Origin of the sequence: Streptomyces sp. NPDC001750, from assembly GCF_042892615.1 — a bacterium.
Taxonomy (GTDB): Bacteria; Actinomycetota; Actinomycetes; order Streptomycetales; family Streptomycetaceae; genus Streptomyces.
The window spans coordinates 258220-275053 of record NZ_JBIAUE010000005.1 but is presented as its reverse complement, the minus strand read 5'-3'; the positions used below and the strand labels follow the sequence as shown (position 1 = coordinate 275053).

Below are 16834 nucleotides of genomic sequence, written 5' to 3'. Positions count from 1 at the left end.
CGGACCCGGCGTCGCGACCCAGGCCCTGGCGCCAACTGCAGCCTGCCGTGCGGCCTCCGCCGGACGACGGCACTTCGACGACAGGGCCTACCGCGTCCTGCCGCGCTTCGCGTCCATGGCCGCCCTCCCCTCGGCCCCTCTGCGCTTCCATTCGCGCAGCATCTCCGACCGCACCCGGGCATCGGTCCTGGCGACGATGCGCCGGTTCTCGCGGAGCAGCTTGCGGAAGCTGTCGAGGCGCCGGTGGGACAGTGAGCCGTCCTCGACAGCGGCGAGCACCGCGCAGCCGGGCTCGGACCGGTGGGCGCAGTCGTGGAACCGGCAGTGCTCGGCCAGTTCCTCGATCTCGGAGAAGACCTGACCGACGCCGGTCTCCGCGTCCCAGAGCCCGACCCCGCGCAGCCCGGGGGTGTCGATGAGCACGCCCCCGAAGGGCAGCACCAGCAGATTGCGGGTCGTGGTGGTGTGGCGGCCCTTGCCGTCGACCTCGCGCGCGGCCTGCACCTCCATCACGTCGCGGCCGAGCAGGGTGTTGGCCAGGGTCGACTTGCCCGCGCCGGAGACCCCGAGCAGCACGCTCGTGCCACCCGACACGAGTGCGGAGAACACGTCCAGTCCCTCGCCCGTGGCGGAGCTGACGGGAAGCACCTGCACACCGGGCGCGACGGCTTCGACGTCCTGGACGAGGTGCGACAGCGTCGTGGCGTCCGGCACCAGATCGGCCTTGGTCAGCACCACGACCGGTTCGGCGGCACCGTCCGCGGCGTCCGCCCCGTCGCGGAGCAGCGCCGCCCCGTCAGTGCTGGACATGGCGAGCGCGAGGAAGCGCTCCATCCGTCCCAGGTCGAGTTCCGTGGCGAGCGAGACACAGATGGCGATGTGGTCCACGTTGGTGGCGAGGACCTGTCCCTCGGAACGCTGCGACGTCGTCGAACGGACGAAGGCCGTACGCCGCGGCAGCAGCGCCCGTACGAACCGCGGATCCCCGTCGGGGTCGACGGCGGCCCAGTCACCGGTGCAGACGATGCGCATGGGATCACGCGGGACGACGAACGCGGTGTCGGCCCTCAGCGTCCCTCGCGGGGTGACGACGTCGCACTGCCCGCGGTCGACCCGCACCACGCGCCCGGGCAGCAGCCCCTGCGCGGTGTACGGGGCGAACGCCGCGGCCCAGCCGTCGTCCCAGCCGTACGCGGACAGCGGATGCGCGGCGGACGCATCCCGGAAGGAACCGGAAGAGTAGGAGGAGAAGGAGGAAGAACCAGAGAACTGGGAGGACAAGGGAAACCCTTCGAAGGGTGGCCCCGGCAACGCGCTCACAGGCGCGCGGTGTTGTCGAACGAAGAGGTCAGCCGGCGACCACGGGGGCGGGAACGATGCTTCTGCGGTGGGCAACGCCCATCTCGGCGACAGTCATCAATGTCCTCACCTCCTGGTTCACGCACGGGACCGGCACCGGCGGCAGTCCGCCGCCCGGCAACGCCGCACACGATAGCCCGCGACCACGAGGCGCCGTCAACACGTTTTCCCGCCCCCCGCCGCGTCCACCCGGAGCCATGATGCGGCCCTGACGGCATTCATCGGAGATATCCTGCAATATCCCTCGATCAGGTGATACACATGCACATGGACCGCTCATCGGCCGTTATGGTGCCGGGCATGACCTCACCTCAGACGGCCAACGACACGTTCACGCAAGCCCAGTTGGGCACGATCTCGCTGATCGGGTGGAGCGGCGAACACCCCGACGGAGGCCCCGACGCCGCCTTCCTTCTCGTCTACTCGCTGGGCGACGGGGCGGAAGGCCCGGCCACCGGCGAGACCGCCATGCGCGCGTCCTTGGAGCGCAACGGACTGCCGGTGGGCACCGGCCCGGTGTACGCGGCCGAGGCCCCGGGGCTTCCGGTCAAGCTGCTCGTCCAGGCCGGCCAGGCGGTCCTGACGCTCCCTCACTTCACCGCCCAGTACCCCGCCCCGGCCGAGTGGCTGACCGCCGCCGAGCAACGCGGCGAGGTGAACGTCATGTTCGCCACCCGCCCGTGGCCCCAGGGCGCGCCTGGCCGACCGGTCGGCGAGGACCTGCTGCGGGCCTTCGCGGGGGACCCGAACGTCATCATGACCTCGGCCCACTGCGTCCTTCCAGTACGGAGCCTCGGCTGAATCACCCCCGTACGCGAGATGCCCACCGCCCCCGTGGTGCGGTGGGCATCGTCACGAACGGAGCCCGGGCTCGACCCCGGCTCCGCCCGCGCGACACCGGACACGGAGTGCGGGCGGCCCCGGATCGTCTTCCTGTGACCACCCGCATCCGAGTGGGCGTCAGTCGTTGGCGATGCCGTTGCCGGAGAACACCGGGTTGTTGCTCAGGATGTGCGACAGCGGCTCGTCGCCCTTGGCCTGCGTCGAGTTCTCGGTGCACTGCTGGTTCTGCGGCGAGGACAGCACGTTGACGTCCTGGGCCGTGACCGGGACACCACCGAGGAGCGAACCGGCTGCGGCCTTGACCGGCACGCCGAGGCAGAGCTTGTTCAGCGAGCCCTGGACGAGCTGCGTCTGCGGGCTGCCGTCGCCGTAGGTAGCGGCGTTGCCGAACACGTCCGTGGCGCCGTTGCCGTTGACCGACGTGGTGCCGTCGTCATTGCCGACCGCCATGGCCGCGGGGGCAACGGCGGCGGACAGGCCCATCAGGGACACGGCCACGACTGCGCCGGCCATCATCTTCTTCATTGCGCTTCACCTTTCGGAGCGTCCCGTTGTGGAACGTATTGATCAACCCACTATGGGAGCGACAGTTCCGCATAACCACCCAAATGGGCTCGCTCCCGAGCGAGTTCGCCCCTCACAGCTCACCCGTCGGCGGTTTCTCGGGGGTACGGGCGGCGGGCACGCGGCATCCCGCGCGGGGCCGCGCCTGCCGCGCGGGCGGCACCGGCTGCGCTCCGCTGCGGGCCGCCCGCCATTCGGCGAGCAACCGGTCGTAGATGGGTGTGGCGTCCTGCGCGTGCCGCCGACCGCCGTGGGGGCGTTGACTGTCGTACTGGTCCATGTCCGGCTCCTTACCCGATGCACCGGGCGACGTCCGCCGCCGCTACGGCAACCGGCCCAGTGCGCCCGCCCGTTCGAGGGCCGGCGGGGCTCCGGACGCACGCCGTGGGGCCGACGCGTCCGGCCCGCCGGAGAACCGGCTGCGGCCTGGATGCGTCGGCCCCACGGGTTTCGCACACTATGGACAGGCGGACTCGAAGCCGCACACGACGCCGTGCCGCACGCAGACGAGACGTTCGGGATCGGCGTCGGACGGCCGGAGCCCTGATGTCCTAGTGCCGCGGCAGGCAACGTTTGCCCGTCAAGGAGCGCGTCCGGTACGTGCTCTCGGTGTGCCGGCCGGAAGCCCTCGTACTGGATGTACTTGGGATTTCGGCCGGTGCGGCGAGAGGGCGTGCCGGGCGTCGCGACGGGGCGAACGTTGCCTGATGCGGCACTAGTTGTTGCCGGCGCCGTTGCCGGACAGGATCGGAATGTTGCTCAGGATGTGCGACAGCGCCTCGTCGCCCTTGGCCTGCGTCGAGTTCTCCGTGCACTGCTGGTTCTGCGGCGAGGACAACACGTTGACGTCCTGGACGGAGGCCGGGACGACACCGAGGAGCGAACCGACGTTGGCCTTGCCCGGCAGGGCGATGCAGGGCTTGTTGAGCGAGCCCTGGATGAGCGCGAACTGCGGGCTCCAGTCGCCATGGGTGGCGGAGTTCCCGTACGACTGGACGGCATCGTTGCCGTTGACCGACGTCGTGCCGGCGTCGTTCCCGACGGCCATGGCCTGCGGGGCCATCGCGGCGGAGACGCCGGCGATGGAAACGGCGACGGCCGCCGAGGCCATCATCTTCTTGATCATGAAAAAGCCCTTCTGGATATTCTGCTGCTCGCCTGTCCGGAGCGCCCTGATCAACTCAAGGGGACCAGGATGGTTGTGGCGATTCACTCGAACGATGATTCTCCGCACGCTTGTTCGCCGTGCTCATGGCGCGGAGGTGAACGGAATCCGCGAATGTGGGAATTCGGGCCGCCGCGCCGGATCAACCGCCGACCGGGCGGCCCCCGAGCAGCGGAACCGCCCCGTTGGCCGCACCGGTGGCCTGGTCGGTCAGCTTGGTGACGGTGCCCTGCTTGTGCATCTTCTCCGCGGCGCCTCCGACCGTGTCGATGAGCGGGTCGGTGGCCTGCGGCGCGCCGGCCATCACCTGGTTGACGCCGCCGGTGAGGCTGAAGTTGGAGGGCGTGGCGTTGGTAACGGCGAAGGCAGGAGCAGCCGTTCCCAGAGCGACCACGGAACCGGCGACGAACGCAGCGGACTTCGCGTACTTCACTTTCGGAATTCCCTTCTGCAGCGGCGTCCCACCGGTCGCGCACCCGCGACCGTGCCAGCCTCTTTGGCTGTGACTTCCACCGCTTCCCTCTGGGTAACGAAGCGATCGCGACCGGGCAACTGGAGGGGAAGCGATTTCTTGGCGGGACGTCGCACGTCCGCCGGAAATGGAAAGGAAAAGGCCCCGGAACGCGATCGAATGCGTTCCTGGGCCTTTCCGTCGGGGGCGTTCGCCCCGGCCAACCAGAGATCAGCCGTTGATGCAGATGTTGTGGAAGGCGGGGTTGAGAATACCGACCCCATTGACGGTGTCGCCGCAGACGTGGACCGGAATGTGGATCGGGGCCTGGATGGCATCGCCCGAGAGCACGCCCGGGGAGAAGGCGGTGCGGCCGGACGTACCGGCGTCGGCGAATGCGGGTGCGGCGGCACCCATCGCCATCAGGGTTCCGGCTGCAATGGCGGCGACCTTGGTGTACTTCACTTCTGTCCCTTTCTTCGACGGAGCCCGGTGCGGCCACGTCCCTCGTGCCGCACGAGTGCGGTCCTGATCACTCGTGGCTCCGCCGCTGCGATTCGTAACGATGCAGGACCGCGGGCGAAACTCCCGAAACGGAAGAATCTCGAGAATCGCCCGAAAGACTGAGCACCGATGCGCTGCCGATCCGTCGACAGCGCAGGGTGCCGGTCGGGCCGTTCCGTGCGCCCTCCCGTCGGAGCGCCCCGGCGGGGCGGCGACAGGGCGGGCAGCAGCTGGCCCGGACCGTGCGGAGGAGGAACGCCGACGGCCCGGGCCTGTCACTGCGGTCGGCCGGATCAGCTGTTGCCGACGCCGTTCCCGGAGAGCACCGGGATGCTGCTCAGGATGTGCGACAGCGGCTCGTCGCCCTTGGCCTGGGTGGAGTTCTCGGTGCACTGCTGGTTCTGCGGCGAGGACAGCACGTTGACATCCTGGGCCGTGACCGGGATCCCGCCGACGAGCGAGCCGGGGTTGGCCTTCAGCGGCAGGCCGACGCACAGCTTGTTCAGGCTGCCCTGGACCAGGTCGAACTGCGGGCTTCCGTCACCGTGGGTCACAGCGTTGCCGAACAACTGCGAGGCTCCGTTGCCGTTGAACGAGGTCGTACCGCCGTCGTCACCGACCGCCATGGCCTGCGTCGCACCCAGACCGAGGATGGAGGCGGCCACGGCGCCCGTGGCCAGAACCTTCTTGATCACGATTAACCCTTCTCGTAACGGATGCCCCGTACCGGAGCTTCCTGCCCAACTCACGAACGGGCTTTTGGTTCTCTCCATTCACCCGAACGCCGAAGCCGCGCGGACAGCAGTACGAAAGTAGGCAAGGACTACCGCAGAAGCGTTTCACCGCCCCTGCATTCCATCGGATCCTCAACTTCCCTTTCGGTAGTCCGGGTTGAGCGGGAGCAATTGCACAGCAACCGTGCCAGACAGGGACCCACTCATGTAATCCGTTCGAGTGGTCACAAAAATTCCACGAAATACGAGTTTCCTCGACATTTCCTCCTCGTTATGTGTGTCACCAGGCGTGCGGCCCTGGTGTGCGCCCGGCAGGAGGTGGATTCATCGCGTGAAGAACCGTGAGGAACGCCGCGACGCGTTCTCGCCGATCCGCCGTGACCACCACCGACAGGTCCATGCATTGAGGTCGTCCGGGGCGTCGTCCCCGGCGAATACCGCACCGCCTGATGAACGAGCAGCGAGCCCCCGCGCTCGCGCGACATGTCCTAGGAAAGGGCAATCAATGCGAAAGGCCTTGAGTAAAAGCGTGCTCGTGATGGCGGCGGCGTCAGGCATCCTGGCCGCCACCGGCGGGTACGCGTTCGCGGACGCCTCCGTCGAAGGCGCCGCCGTCGGTTCACCGGGCATCGGTTCGGGCAACGCTGTGCAGGTGCCGGTACACGCTCCCGTCAACCTCTGCGGCAACACGGTCGATGTGATCGGTCTGCTGAACCCGGCATTCGGCCAGGAGTGCGAGAACGAGGGCGGCCAGGAAAGCGGCACGGTCGCCCAGGGCGCGAGCGCCGAGGGTGTCGCGACCGAATCCGCCGGTGTGCTCTCCGGCAACCTCGTCGAGGCTCCGGTGAGCGTCCCGGTCAACGCGTGCGGCAACACGGTCGATGTCGTCGGCGCGCTCAACCCCGCGGTCGGCAACGAGTGTGGGAACGAGTCGGGGAACGCGACACCGCCGCCCGTCGACCCGCCCAAGCCGCCGGTCGACCCGCCGCACAAGCCGCCGGTCGTCCACGACGACCATCATCACCACCACCACGACTGTCCTCCGGGGCACCACCACAAGCCCGACTGGCAGCATGAGTCCGGCCACCACAAGCCCGACTGGCAGCACGAGTCCGGCCACCACAAGCCCGACTGGCAGCACGAGTCCGGCCACCACAAGCCCGACTGGCAGCACGAATCGGGCCACCACAAGCCCGACTGGCAGCACGAGTCCGGCCACCACAAGCCGCACTGGCAGCACGAATCGGGCCACCACAAGCCGCACTGGCAGCACCACCACAAGCCGCACCTGGCACACACCGGTTCTGACACCAACCTGGGTCTGGCCGGCGGTGCGAGCGCCGCGATGGTGCTCGGTGGCGCCCTGCTGGTGCGCCGCACCCGCGCCTCGAAGGGCTGACGCGCACAACCGACTGCCGACAGGCAGGTGACGGACGGGTCCGTCGGTGCAGCCGGGGCTGCGCCGACGGACCTTTTGCATGCCCGTCGCCACGGAACGTCGGATGTCTGATGCCTTGGTAGCGTGGGCCCTGGCCCGACAAGCGGGAGGGCCGAGAGGCAGAGGCTCGAGAGGTGGGGATTTCACGCATGTCCGGCGCGAGGTCCGGTCGGCGGTCGCTCCGGCAGGAAGTCGTCGAGGGCATCAAGCGTCACATCCTCGAGGAGCGGCTGCGCCCCGGGGATCCACTGCCTCCCGAGCCGGCCCTGTGCGAGGCGCTCGGCGCCAGCCGTTCCAGCGTCCGCGAGGCGGTCAAGATCCTCGACGCGCTGGACATCGTGGAGGTGCGGCACGGACACGGCACCTATGTGGGCAGGCTGAGCCTGTCCGCCCTCGTGGAGAGCCTGGCGTTCCGCGGGCTGCTCTCCCCCGGCGACGACTTCCGGGTGCTGGCCGACCTGGTCGACGTGCGGGAACTCTTCGAGCGCGGAATGGCCGAACGGATCGTCGCGCTGCTCTCCGACGACCAACTCGACGCGCTGGACGGTCTGGTGGCCACCATGCGAGCGACCGGCACGCAGGAGGGACATGGCTTCGTCGAGGCGGACCGGGCGTTCCACGCCCTGCTCGTGGCGCCGCTGGGCAACGAGCTGGTCGGCCAGCTCTCGATGGCCTTCTGGGACGTGTACGCGATCGTCGCACCGCATCTGGACGGCTTCACCCACGCCGACGAGACGGCCACGATCGCCTCGCACCAGAGCATCGTGGACGCCGCGCGGGCCGAGGACGTACCCGGCTTCGCGCGGGCACTGAGCGAGCACTACGCGCCGGTCAGGCGTCGGATCTCCGAGGCGCGCGCCCGGCACGACCGGGAGCGGGACGACCGGCCCCGGGGCCGCCGGGACGGGGACGGCCCGGCCCGGCGCTGAACCGTCGGTACAACAGCCGCGCGGACACGGTCACGGCCGCGTTCCGGATGCGACGATGGGGGCGACTCGGTACCCGTCGGGGCGTCAATAAGCGGAGGCGCGGGTGGCGGTGACGGATTCACGCATCGGGGCGAACGTACGTGTCGGAGTGGTCGGAGGCAGCATCGCCGGCTGCGCCATGGCGATCGCCGGGGCCCGGGCCGGGGCGGACGTCACCGTCCACGAAAGAAGCGGCGGCGCGTTGCAGGACCGCGGGTTCGGCACCGTCGTCCCGCCGTCGCTGCACCGGGAGCTGGTGACGGGCGGCTATCTGGGCACGGACATGCCGACCACGCCGGTGGCCGACCGCGTGTGGATCACCCGAGCGCCGGGAGGGCGGTCCTCGCGCGAGCCGGCCCGCCAGCAGGCCGCGGTGAGGCGTGCAACTGGGGACTGTTGTGGCGGGCGTTGCGCGCGCAGGTCGGGGAGGGCGCGTACCACCGGGGAGTGCCCGTCGTGTCCGTCGGGCGGTCCGCCTCCGGCCGCGCCCTGATCCGCACCGGCGACGGGCAGCGGGAGTACGACGTCGTGGTCGGCGCGGACGGGCACCGTTCCGTCACCCGCGCGCTGGTCGCGCCCGACGTACGGCCCGTGCCCGCCGGATATCTGGTGTGGCGGGGCACGATCCCGCTGACCGCGCTGCGCGACCGTCCGAAGCCACTGGAACTGCTGCGGACCGCCTGGGTCACGCTGGGGTTCCCGGGCGGGCACGGCGTCTTCTGCCTGATCCCGGAGGCCGCCCCGGAAACGCTGTTGCCGGCCTACGCGATCTACGACTCTCCCCCGCGGTCGGCGGCGCCGTCGGCCCCCGTCTCCACCGCGTACGTGCGGAGCATCGCGGAGGAGCACTTCCCTGCGGAGTGGGCCGACATCGTCGCCCGTGGCGAGCACGCCGCCCAGGCACTCCATCCGGTCGCCGACTTCGTCGTGCCCCGGGCCGCCGTACCGCCGTTCCTGCTGGCGGGCGACGCGGCGAGCGTCACCCGGCCGCACGCCGCCGGCGGTGCGGTCAAGGCGCTGCGGGACGCGCTGTGCCTGGAACGGGCCTTGCGCGGACCCGCCTGGGCGGCCGAAGCGCTGTACCGGTACGCCGACGAGCGGGGCGCCGAGGGGGCCCGGCTGGTGGAGCTGGGCCGCAGGCTGGGGCGCGAGCTGGTGGAGCACACTCCCGACCGGGCGGGGATGGGGCCCGCCGACGTGGAGGCGTGGAGCCGTGCCGCGTTGAACGGCACCGCGAGCTATTTGTACGGCCGCATGCGCCGGCCGTGACGGCGGCCGGTCGCGACACGATCTTCCGTTCCTCGAACGGCACTTGACCGGTCGCCGGAGCTTCTGCCTATGGTGGGCGAGACATAGGACATCTTACGTCTCATGTCTTCTCGTTCCCGTGCGGCCGAACCGGGCCACGGGTCGACGCCTCGACCGAGTGGGAGTCACCGCCATGTCCCTGACCGCACCGTTGCGGGGCGTCGTCCCGCCGGTCTGCACTCCGCTCGACTCCCGGGGGGAGGTCGACACCGCGTCCCTCGCCCGGCTCGTCGAGCATCTCCTCGACGGCGGGGTGCACGGGGTGTTCGCGCTCGGTTCCACCGGTGAGGTCGCGTACCTCACCGACGAGCAGCGGGCCACGACGCTGCGGACGGTGGTCGAGGCGGTCGCGGGCCGGGTCCCGGTGCTGGCGGGCGTCATCGACACGACCACGCCACGTGTGATCGACCACGCCGGGACCGCCGCCGGACTCGGTGCGGACGCCCTGGTCGCCACCGCGCCCTTCTACACCCGGACCCATCCCGAGGAGATCGCCGGGCACTTCCGGCGGCTGCGCGCGGCGGTCGATCTGCCACTGTTCGCGTACGACATCCCGGTCGCGGTGCACAGCAAGCTGCCCGTCGCCCTGATACGCGAACTGGCCGAGGACGGCACCCTCGCCGGGCTCAAGGACAGCAGCGGCGACGAGGGCGCACTGCGCCGGCTGCTCGTCGAACTGGGCGGACGGGACGGCCGCGAGAAGGGCCCGGCGCCGCGGTTCAGTGTGCTCACCGGTTCCGAACTCACCGTCGACGCGGACCTGTTGGCCGGTGCGGACGGCGTCGTACCGGGCATCGGCAATGTCGATCCGGCCGGGTACGTCCGGTTGTACGACGCCGCGCGGGCCGGGAACTGGGCGCTCGCCGCGAAGGAGCAGGAGCGGCTCGTGGAGCTGTTCGCCATGGTCGATGCCGGTCCCGAGGCGGAGATGGGCCGCAGCTCGTCGGCGCTCGGCTCGTTCAAGGCGGCGCTCCGTCTGCTGGGCGTCATCGAGTACGCCGACACCGCGTTCCCGCAGATCCCGCTGAATGCCGAGTCGGTCGCTCTGGTCGCCCGGCGACTGCGTGGCGCCGGGCTGACCCCGGTCCGTTGAGCACCGCCTCCCGTTCGGCGCGGCAGTGTCGCCAGGGGCTACGGGACGGCCCCGGATGGACGATGATGCGAGCCGGGACACCGCCGTCCGTCGGGCGTTCCGTGACGCGGTCGCGCGCGGCGATCTCGACGCCGTTCCGGTCCGGGCGGGTGAGGGGCTGGACCTCGTCACCGCCGTCGAGCCGGCCGCCGACATCGTCGCCGACCTGGTGTCGGGGGCCGAGCGCGCCCTCGCCTCGGCATGCGCGGGCCTGTCCCCCGAACTCCTGGGCGGTGCCGACGGCCCCGGCGCGCACACGACTCGCTGAGCCCCCGCGTGTCAGGGCCGGACGCGTTCGAAGACCGCAGCGAGGCCCTGGCCGCCGCCGATGCACATCGTCTCCAGGCCGTAGCGGGCCTCACGGCGGTGCATCTCGCGGGCCAGGGTGGCGAGGAGGCGGGCGCCGGTCGCACCGACCGGATGGCCGAGCGAGATGCCGGAGCCGTTGACGTTGACGCGCTGCTCGTGATCGGTCTCGCCGAGCCCCAGTTCGTGGGTGCAGGCGAGCACCTGGGCGGCGAACGCCTCGTTGATCTCGATCAGGTCGAGGTCGTCGAGCGTCAGCCCGGCGCGGGCGAGCGCGGCGCGGGTCGCGGGGACGGGGCCCAGGCCCATGGTCGCGGCGGGGACCCCGGCGCGGGCGAAGGAGACGAGCCGGACCAGCGGGTTGAGACCGAGCCGTTCGGCGGTGGCGGCGCTGGTCACCAGGCAGGCGGCGGCCGCGTCGTTCTGGCCGCTGGCGTTGCCCGCGGTCACGGTCGCGTCGGGGTCGGACGCGGCCATGACCGGGCGCAGCGCGGCGAGTTGTTCGGCGGTGGTGTCGGGGCGGGGGTGCTCGTCGGCGGTGACGACCGTCTCGCCCTTGCGGGTCCGTACGGTCACGGGGACGATCTCGGCGTCGTACCGTCCCTCCGTCGCCGCCCGGGCGGCCCGCTGCTGCGAACGCAGGGCGAGGGCGTCCTGGTCGGCGCGGCCGATGTCGTAGGCGCGGCGCAGGTTCTCGGCGGTCTCGATCATGCCGCCCGGTACGGGGTGGTGGAGGCCGCCCGCGGTGACCCTGCCGCGGGCCAGTGCGTCGTGGAGCTGGAGGCCGGGGCCCTTGATGCCCCAGCGGCCCTCGTGCGTGTAGTAGGGGGCGGCGCTCATCACGTCGACGCCGCCCGCGACGACGACCTCGCTGAAGCCGGCCCGGATCTGCATGGCCGCGTCGAGGACTGCCTGGAGCCCGGAGCCGCAACGGCGGTCGATCTGGATGCCGGTGACGGTCTCGGGCAGTCCGGCGTCGAGGGCGACGACCCGGCCGATGGCGGGGGCCTCGGCGGAGGGGTAGGCGTGCCCCAGGATCACCTCGTCGACCGCCCCGGGGTCGATGCCGGTGCGGGCGACGACCTCCGTGACGACGCGTGCGGCGAGGGCCGCCGGGGTCTGCCGGGCGAACACTCCCCCGAAGCGGCCGATGGGAGTGCGCAGCGGTTCGCAGATGACGACGTCGGGCAGCTGGTCGGGCACGGCGTGACCTTTCGGTGGTGAGGTCGTGCGGCCGGGTGGGGCGGGCGCCTTTCCCGACGGGCGGGTCCCTCGGTCCTGGATCACCGGACGGTAGTCCCGACGCGACTCTAACGACCTCGTCCACGATTGTCAGCGGCGTCGCGGCGTCTGGGACCTCCGCCTCCGGCGTTGTCGTCAAGTCCCCGACGCTCCTTCCCCGAGCTCTCAGCTGCTTTCGAGCAGGGGAGACCCCATCCGACTCCCTCCTCCGCCTTGGATTCGAAGGCCCCGGACGCCGCTCCTTCCTCCACTGCCAATCGTGGACGAGGTCGTAATTTCGCGGGCAACGGTGATCAATAGCCCCTGGCCCGCCGGAAACCGGTGGCAGGTCGGCGTCATGGGATCGCCCGGGAGCCGGGCCGCGCGCCGCGTTCGCGTCTATCGTCGCTGGGTCGGATCACCTGTCACCCCGAGAGGACCTCAACCGCCATGCGTATCAGGATCGTCGGCGCCGGGGCCATGGGCCGCGGCATCGCCCAGTGGGCGGCGACCGCCGGACACACCGTCGAGTTGTGCGACGCGCGTACGGAAGCGGTGACGGCCGCCGTGGACTTCGTACGGTCCATGCTCGAACGGGCCGTGGAGAAGGGCCGGTCGTCCGCCGAGGAGTCGGCGGCCGCCCTGGAGCGCCTGGTCCCGCTGGACGACCCGTGGGCGCCGGGCCCCGACGTCGAGCTGGTCATCGAGGCCGTGCGGGAGGATCTCGGCACCAAGACGGAGGTCTTCGGCCGGCTCGAACAGGTGCTGCCCGCGACGGCGGTCTTCGCCACCAACACCTCGTCCCTGTCGGTCACCCGCATCGCCGCCACGCTGAAGGACCCGACCCGGCTGGCCGGGCTGCACTTCTTCAACCCGGTGCCGCTGATGCGGATCGTCGAGATCGTGCCGGGCGCGGCCACCCGCCCTCAGATCCCGCCCGCTCTCACCGCGTTCGTCGAGGGCTGCGGGCACCGTGCCGTCACCGTCGCCGACACCCCCGGCTTCCTCGTCAATCACGCCGGTCGCGGCCTGGTGACGGAGGCCCTCGCGCTGCTGGAGGAGTCGGTCGCGCAGCCGGCCGACATCGACCGGATCGCCCGTGACGTGCTCGGTCTGCGCATGGGTCCCTTCGAGCTGATGGACCTCACCGGTCTGGACGTGACGGCCGCGGTGATCGACTCCATCTGGCAGGGGTTCCGGTACGCGGACCGGCTCCGCCCCTCCTACCTCACCCCGAACCGGGTGGCCGCCGGGCTGCACGGCCGCAAGACCGGGCGCGGCTGGTTCGCGTACGGCCCCGACGCCCCCGCCCCGGCCCCGGAGCCGCCGGTCACGGGCGACGCGGACCGTCCCGTGTTCGTCCACGGCTCCGGTCCCGGGGACGGCGACGCGGCGGCACTGCGCGAGGCCCTGACGGCCGCGGGCGCCGTCGTCGAGACGGGCGCCGGGCCGACGTCCGGGGCGCTCGTGCTGATTCCGGTCTGGGGTGCGTCGGTGGCCTCGGCCGTCGCCGAGCACGGGCTGCCCGCGAGCCGTTCCTTCGGGGTCGACCCGTTGCCCGCGGCCGGGCGGCGCCGGGTGCTGGCCGTGACCCCGGCGGCGGATCCGGCCGCCGCGCGCGACGCCCGCGCGGTGCTGGCCCGGGCGGGCGACGGCGACCCGTACGCGGTCTCGGTGGTGCGGGACACGGCGGGTTCGGTGGCGCAGCGGCTGCTGGCGTCGATCGTGTCGGTGGCTTCGTCGATCGCGGAACGCTCCATCGCCTCCCCCGCCGACATCGACCTGGCCGTCACGGCCGGGCTCGGCTACCCGGTCGGCCCGCTGGCCTGGGGCGACCGGATCGGCGCCGCCCGGATGCTGGAGCTGCACCGGGCGCTGCACCGCACGACGGGCGACCCGCGCCATCGCCCGAGCCGCTGGGTGACCGAGCGCGCCCTGCTCGGTCTCGCGCTGACGGATCCGGGGACGTCGCCCGACGACTGCGTGGACGGTGCGGACCGCGCGAACGGCACGGACGTCCCGTAGCCGCGCGGCGACGGGCGGGGGCGCATCGGCGCTCGACCGGGTGGCTCCCCGCCCGTACCGTCCGGGCCGGTGCCGACGGCCCGGACGTGTCCGTTTCGTACAAGACCCGGCGCGGTGCCCGGCCTACGGTCGGGGCATGACTCCACACATGGACGCGATCGGCATCATCACCGCGGATCTGGCCGCTTCGCTCGCCTTCTACCGCAGGCTCGGGCTCGACATCCCCGCCGACGCGGATTCCGCACCCCATGTCGAAGTGGCGCTCCCGGGCGGGCAGCGCCTGCTGTGGGACACCGAGGACGTCGTCCGGTCGTTCGACCCCGGATGGACGGCACCGAGCGGCGGTGAGCGTCTCGGGCTCGCCTTCCGCTGCGACGGCGCGGCGGAGGTGGACGCGGTGTACGAGGACCTGACGGGTGCCGGGTACCGGGGGCATCTGAAGCCGTGGGACGCGGTGTGGGGGCAGCGGTACGCGATGGTCCTCGACCCGGACGGCTGCGCGGTGTCGTTGTTCGCCGACCGCGACCGAGAGCCTGTCGGGTGACCTTCGATCGGAGAGTGGACGCGGCGTGGTGCGTGCGATTCCAAGGCGCCGGGATGGCCTTGTAGTGGCACTACGAGGCCATCCCGGCAACGCCGGAAGCGTGCGTGCCAGGGCGTGGCCGCCCGGTCAGAGGTCACCCGACAGGCTCTGAGGCCGCGGGCGGGCGCGGGCGCGCCGGTCCCGTCACGCCCGGGCCGAGGGGCTGTCCCGTCGTCCGTGGGGATCGGCGCGCGGCGTCGGATGTGGTGCACGGCAGGGCGAAAGGGCGCCCGCACGCGGGGCGTATGCGGGACGTATGCGGGCTTTCCGAGAACGCCACGAGGTGCCGCGGCTGTCGTCGGTCGCCCGCCGGGGCTACGGGTCGGCCCTCAGATGGGCGGTCAGGGTGGTGCCGGTCAGGTCGCGCATCTCCCGCGCGAGGTGGGCCTGGTCGGTGCAGCCCGCCATGACCGCCGCCTCGGCGTACGGGGTTCCGGAGCGGACGAGGGCGAGGGCGCGCCGCAGCCGCAGGATCCGTGCGAGCGTCTTGGGTCCGTAGCCGAAGGCCGCGAGCGAACGGCGGTGCAGTCGGCGGGCGCTCAGACCGGCCGACCGCGCGGTGTCCGCGACGGACCAGCCCTCGCCCAGGTGCGCGGCGACGGATCGCATGAGGGGGTCCGGGGACGTGGTGTCCGCGGCCCGGCGCAGGGCGATCGCCTCCAGCGCGGCGGCCGGATCGGGGGCTTCTGCCACGCGTTCGGTGAGGTCGCGGACCAGTGCGCTCGGCCAGAGATCCGCGAGGCCGACCCGGCGGTCGCGCAGTTCGTGCGCCGGTACGCCGAGGAGGGCGGGGGCCGTGCCGGGAGCGAAACGGATTCCGGCGTACCGGCCGCCCGTCACGCCGTCCGGCACGTGGGCGTGGGTGTCGGGGCCCGCGACGAGCAGCCGGCCGCCGATCCAGAGCAGGTCCATGCATCCGTCGGGCAGCACCGGATGCGCGGAGCCCTCCGGCACGCCCAGGGTCCAGAGGGTCGCGCCGTCGAACCTCGACGCCCGTTCCTCGTACAACGTCCTCTCCTCGTACGACCGTCCCCTCCACGCGGCTTCTCCGCGCCGCTCCTGGGCCGCCTCAGTCCTCGGGCGGTCCGGCCGGTTTGTCCGGGTCCTTTTCGCGGCTCGGCTGCAGCCGCGACTTCACGTCCTCCGGCGGCAGGAACCGCGACCAGCGTTCCGGGAACTCGGACGGCATGTAGGCGCAGTCGTCGTCCTCGCCGTCGTCCCCCTCGCCGCTGCCCTCCGCCCGCGCCCGCGCGACCAGTTCGGCCGCCTGGGCCGCCCGGACCCGGTCGTTGGCCGCGCGCGCTGCGGCCGTCGCCAGCGAGGGCCACACCCGGTCGATGGCGGCATTGACCGCCGCCCCGACCAGCACCGCGAACGCGGAGACGCCGATCCACAGCAGGACCGCGATCGGCGCCGCCAGCGATCCGTAGATCGTGGGGCCCTCGACCGTGCTGGTGAGGTAGATCCGCAGCAGGAAGCTGCCGAGCACCCACATCACGAACGCCACCAGCGCTCCCGGCACGTCCTCCTTCCACGGCGAACGGACCGGCACGGACACGTGGTAGAGCGTCGTCAGGAAGGCGATCGACAGCAGGACCACCAGGGGCCAGTACAGGATGCTTATGAGTTCGGTGCCCCACGGCACCAGCTCCACGACCCGGTCCGGGCCCACCACGAGCAGCGGCAGCACGACGGCGCCCAGCAGCAGCGCGATCACGTAGAGCAGGAAGGCGAGCAGCCGGGTCTTGACGATGCCGCGCTGGCCGTCGAGGCCGTACATCACCGTGATCGTGTCGATGAAGACGTTGACCGCGCGGGAGCCCGACCAGAGCGCGATCGCGAAGCCGATCGAGATGACGTCGGGCCGGGCACCGGTGGTGACGTCCGACAGCAGCGGCTTGGCGAACTCGTTCACGCCCCGCTCGCTGAGCACCGTGTGCGCGGCGTTGAGGATGTTGCGCTCGATCGAGGCGACCGTCGTGGTGCTGGTCCACTCGTCGACGTAGCCGAGCAGTCCGATCAGCCCGAGGAGCAGCGGGGGCAGGGACAGCAGGGTGAAGAACGCCGCCTCCGCCGCGAGTCCCAGGATGCGGTACTCCATGCACGAGTTGACGGTGTCCTTGAGCAGGTGCCAGGCCAGCTTCCGCTTGGACACGTTGCGGTAGAGGGCTCGGACCCGGTGGAGCCGCCCCGCCGGCCGTTCGGGTGTTTCATTCGCTGCCTGCACGTCTTT

The 16834-nt window shown here is 71.6% G+C and carries 18 protein-coding genes; 8 read left to right on the top strand and 10 right to left on the bottom strand.

Annotated features, from left to right (window positions below; genetic code table 11):
• Positions 1-87: 87 nt before the first annotated feature.
• Positions 88-1200, bottom strand: coding sequence for a ribosome small subunit-dependent GTPase A (gene rsgA / locus ACFYY6_RS11465; RefSeq protein ID WP_389192889.1), 1113 nt, complete (start codon positions 1198-1200; stop codon positions 88-90).
• 459 nt (positions 1201-1659) lie between these two features.
• On the opposite strand from rsgA, the gene ACFYY6_RS11460 reads away from it, so the two are divergent.
• On the top strand, positions 1660-2160 hold the full coding sequence (locus ACFYY6_RS11460; protein WP_389192806.1) for a DUF5949 family protein: 501 nt from the start codon (positions 1660-1662) through the stop codon (positions 2158-2160).
• A gap of 159 nt (positions 2161-2319) precedes the next feature.
• On the opposite strand, the gene ACFYY6_RS11455 is transcribed toward ACFYY6_RS11460, so the two are convergent.
• From ACFYY6_RS11455 to ACFYY6_RS11430, 6 genes are all read right to left on the bottom strand, one after another.
• Positions 2320-2727: a rodlin gene (locus ACFYY6_RS11455; RefSeq protein WP_351525892.1), complete on the bottom strand. Its 408-nt coding sequence runs from the start codon at positions 2725-2727 to the stop codon at positions 2320-2322.
• Positions 2728-2839: 112 nt separating this feature from the next.
• Positions 2840-3046, bottom strand: a complete 207-nt coding sequence (locus tag ACFYY6_RS11450) for a hypothetical protein (RefSeq protein WP_351525890.1) — start codon at positions 3044-3046, stop codon at positions 2840-2842.
• A 435-nt stretch (positions 3047-3481) separates the two neighbouring features.
• Positions 3482-3892 (bottom strand): rodlin, encoded by a 411-nt coding sequence (locus ACFYY6_RS11445; protein WP_351521272.1) that lies wholly within the window; start codon positions 3890-3892, stop codon positions 3482-3484.
• 181 nt (positions 3893-4073) lie between these two features.
• Positions 4074-4364 carry a hypothetical protein gene (locus tag ACFYY6_RS11440; protein ID WP_351521274.1) on the bottom strand — a complete coding sequence of 97 codons (291 nt, stop codon included), beginning with the start codon at positions 4362-4364 and terminating at the stop codon, positions 4074-4076.
• Positions 4365-4613: 249 nt separating this feature from the next.
• Complete coding sequence (locus ACFYY6_RS11435; RefSeq protein ID WP_351521276.1) at positions 4614-4847, bottom strand: chaplin; 234 nt, start codon at positions 4845-4847, stop codon at positions 4614-4616.
• 332 nt (positions 4848-5179) lie between these two features.
• Positions 5180-5581 carry a rodlin gene (locus ACFYY6_RS11430; RefSeq protein ID WP_351521278.1) on the bottom strand — a complete coding sequence of 134 codons (402 nt, stop codon included), beginning with the start codon at positions 5579-5581 and terminating at the stop codon, positions 5180-5182.
• Positions 5582-6137: 556 nt separating this feature from the next.
• Between ACFYY6_RS11430 and ACFYY6_RS11425 the strand changes: the two genes are divergently transcribed.
• The 5 genes from ACFYY6_RS11425 (at position 6138) to ACFYY6_RS11405 (ending at position 10734) form a co-directional block, all read left to right on the top strand.
• Positions 6138-7019: a chaplin gene (locus ACFYY6_RS11425; RefSeq protein ID WP_389192804.1), complete on the top strand. Its 882-nt coding sequence runs from the start codon at positions 6138-6140 to the stop codon at positions 7017-7019.
• Between the two features lie 188 nt (positions 7020-7207).
• Complete coding sequence (locus ACFYY6_RS11420) at positions 7208-7987, top strand: FCD domain-containing protein (RefSeq protein ID WP_351521282.1); 780 nt, start codon at positions 7208-7210, stop codon at positions 7985-7987.
• Between the two features lie 495 nt (positions 7988-8482).
• Positions 8483-9295 (top strand): FAD-dependent monooxygenase, encoded by an 813-nt coding sequence (locus ACFYY6_RS11415; protein ID WP_389192800.1) that lies wholly within the window; start codon positions 8483-8485, stop codon positions 9293-9295.
• Positions 9296-9467: 172 nt separating this feature from the next.
• Positions 9468-10427 (top strand): dihydrodipicolinate synthase family protein, encoded by a 960-nt coding sequence (locus ACFYY6_RS11410; RefSeq protein ID WP_386608962.1) that lies wholly within the window; start codon positions 9468-9470, stop codon positions 10425-10427.
• Positions 10428-10482: 55 nt separating this feature from the next.
• Positions 10483-10734 (top strand): hypothetical protein, encoded by a 252-nt coding sequence (locus tag ACFYY6_RS11405; RefSeq protein ID WP_386608963.1) that lies wholly within the window; start codon positions 10483-10485, stop codon positions 10732-10734.
• A gap of 11 nt (positions 10735-10745) precedes the next feature.
• Here the strand turns inward: ACFYY6_RS11405 and ACFYY6_RS11400 are convergent, their stop codons facing one another.
• Positions 10746-11975 carry an acetyl-CoA C-acetyltransferase gene (locus tag ACFYY6_RS11400; protein WP_389192796.1) on the bottom strand — a complete coding sequence of 410 codons (1230 nt, stop codon included), beginning with the start codon at positions 11973-11975 and terminating at the stop codon, positions 10746-10748.
• A gap of 468 nt (positions 11976-12443) precedes the next feature.
• Here ACFYY6_RS11400 and ACFYY6_RS11395 point away from each other — a divergent pair, with 468 nt between their 5' ends.
• Positions 12444-14018 (top strand): 3-hydroxyacyl-CoA dehydrogenase, encoded by a 1575-nt coding sequence (locus tag ACFYY6_RS11395; RefSeq protein ID WP_351521292.1) that lies wholly within the window; start codon positions 12444-12446, stop codon positions 14016-14018.
• 136 nt (positions 14019-14154) lie between these two features.
• A complete protein-coding gene (locus ACFYY6_RS11390) occupies positions 14155-14562 on the top strand; it encodes a VOC family protein (protein ID WP_351521294.1) in 408 nt (135 codons plus the stop codon).
• Positions 14563-14916: 354 nt separating this feature from the next.
• On the opposite strand, the gene ACFYY6_RS11385 is transcribed toward ACFYY6_RS11390, so the two are convergent.
• Together ACFYY6_RS11385 and ACFYY6_RS11380 are read right to left on the bottom strand one after the other, a co-directional pair.
• On the bottom strand, positions 14917-15609 hold the full coding sequence (locus ACFYY6_RS11385) for a helix-turn-helix domain-containing protein (protein WP_389192793.1): 693 nt from the start codon (positions 15607-15609) through the stop codon (positions 14917-14919).
• 61 nt (positions 15610-15670) lie between these two features.
• Positions 15671-16828 (bottom strand): YihY/virulence factor BrkB family protein, encoded by a 1158-nt coding sequence (locus tag ACFYY6_RS11380; protein ID WP_351633948.1) that lies wholly within the window; start codon positions 16826-16828, stop codon positions 15671-15673.
• Between the last annotated feature and the right edge of the window lie 6 nt (positions 16829-16834).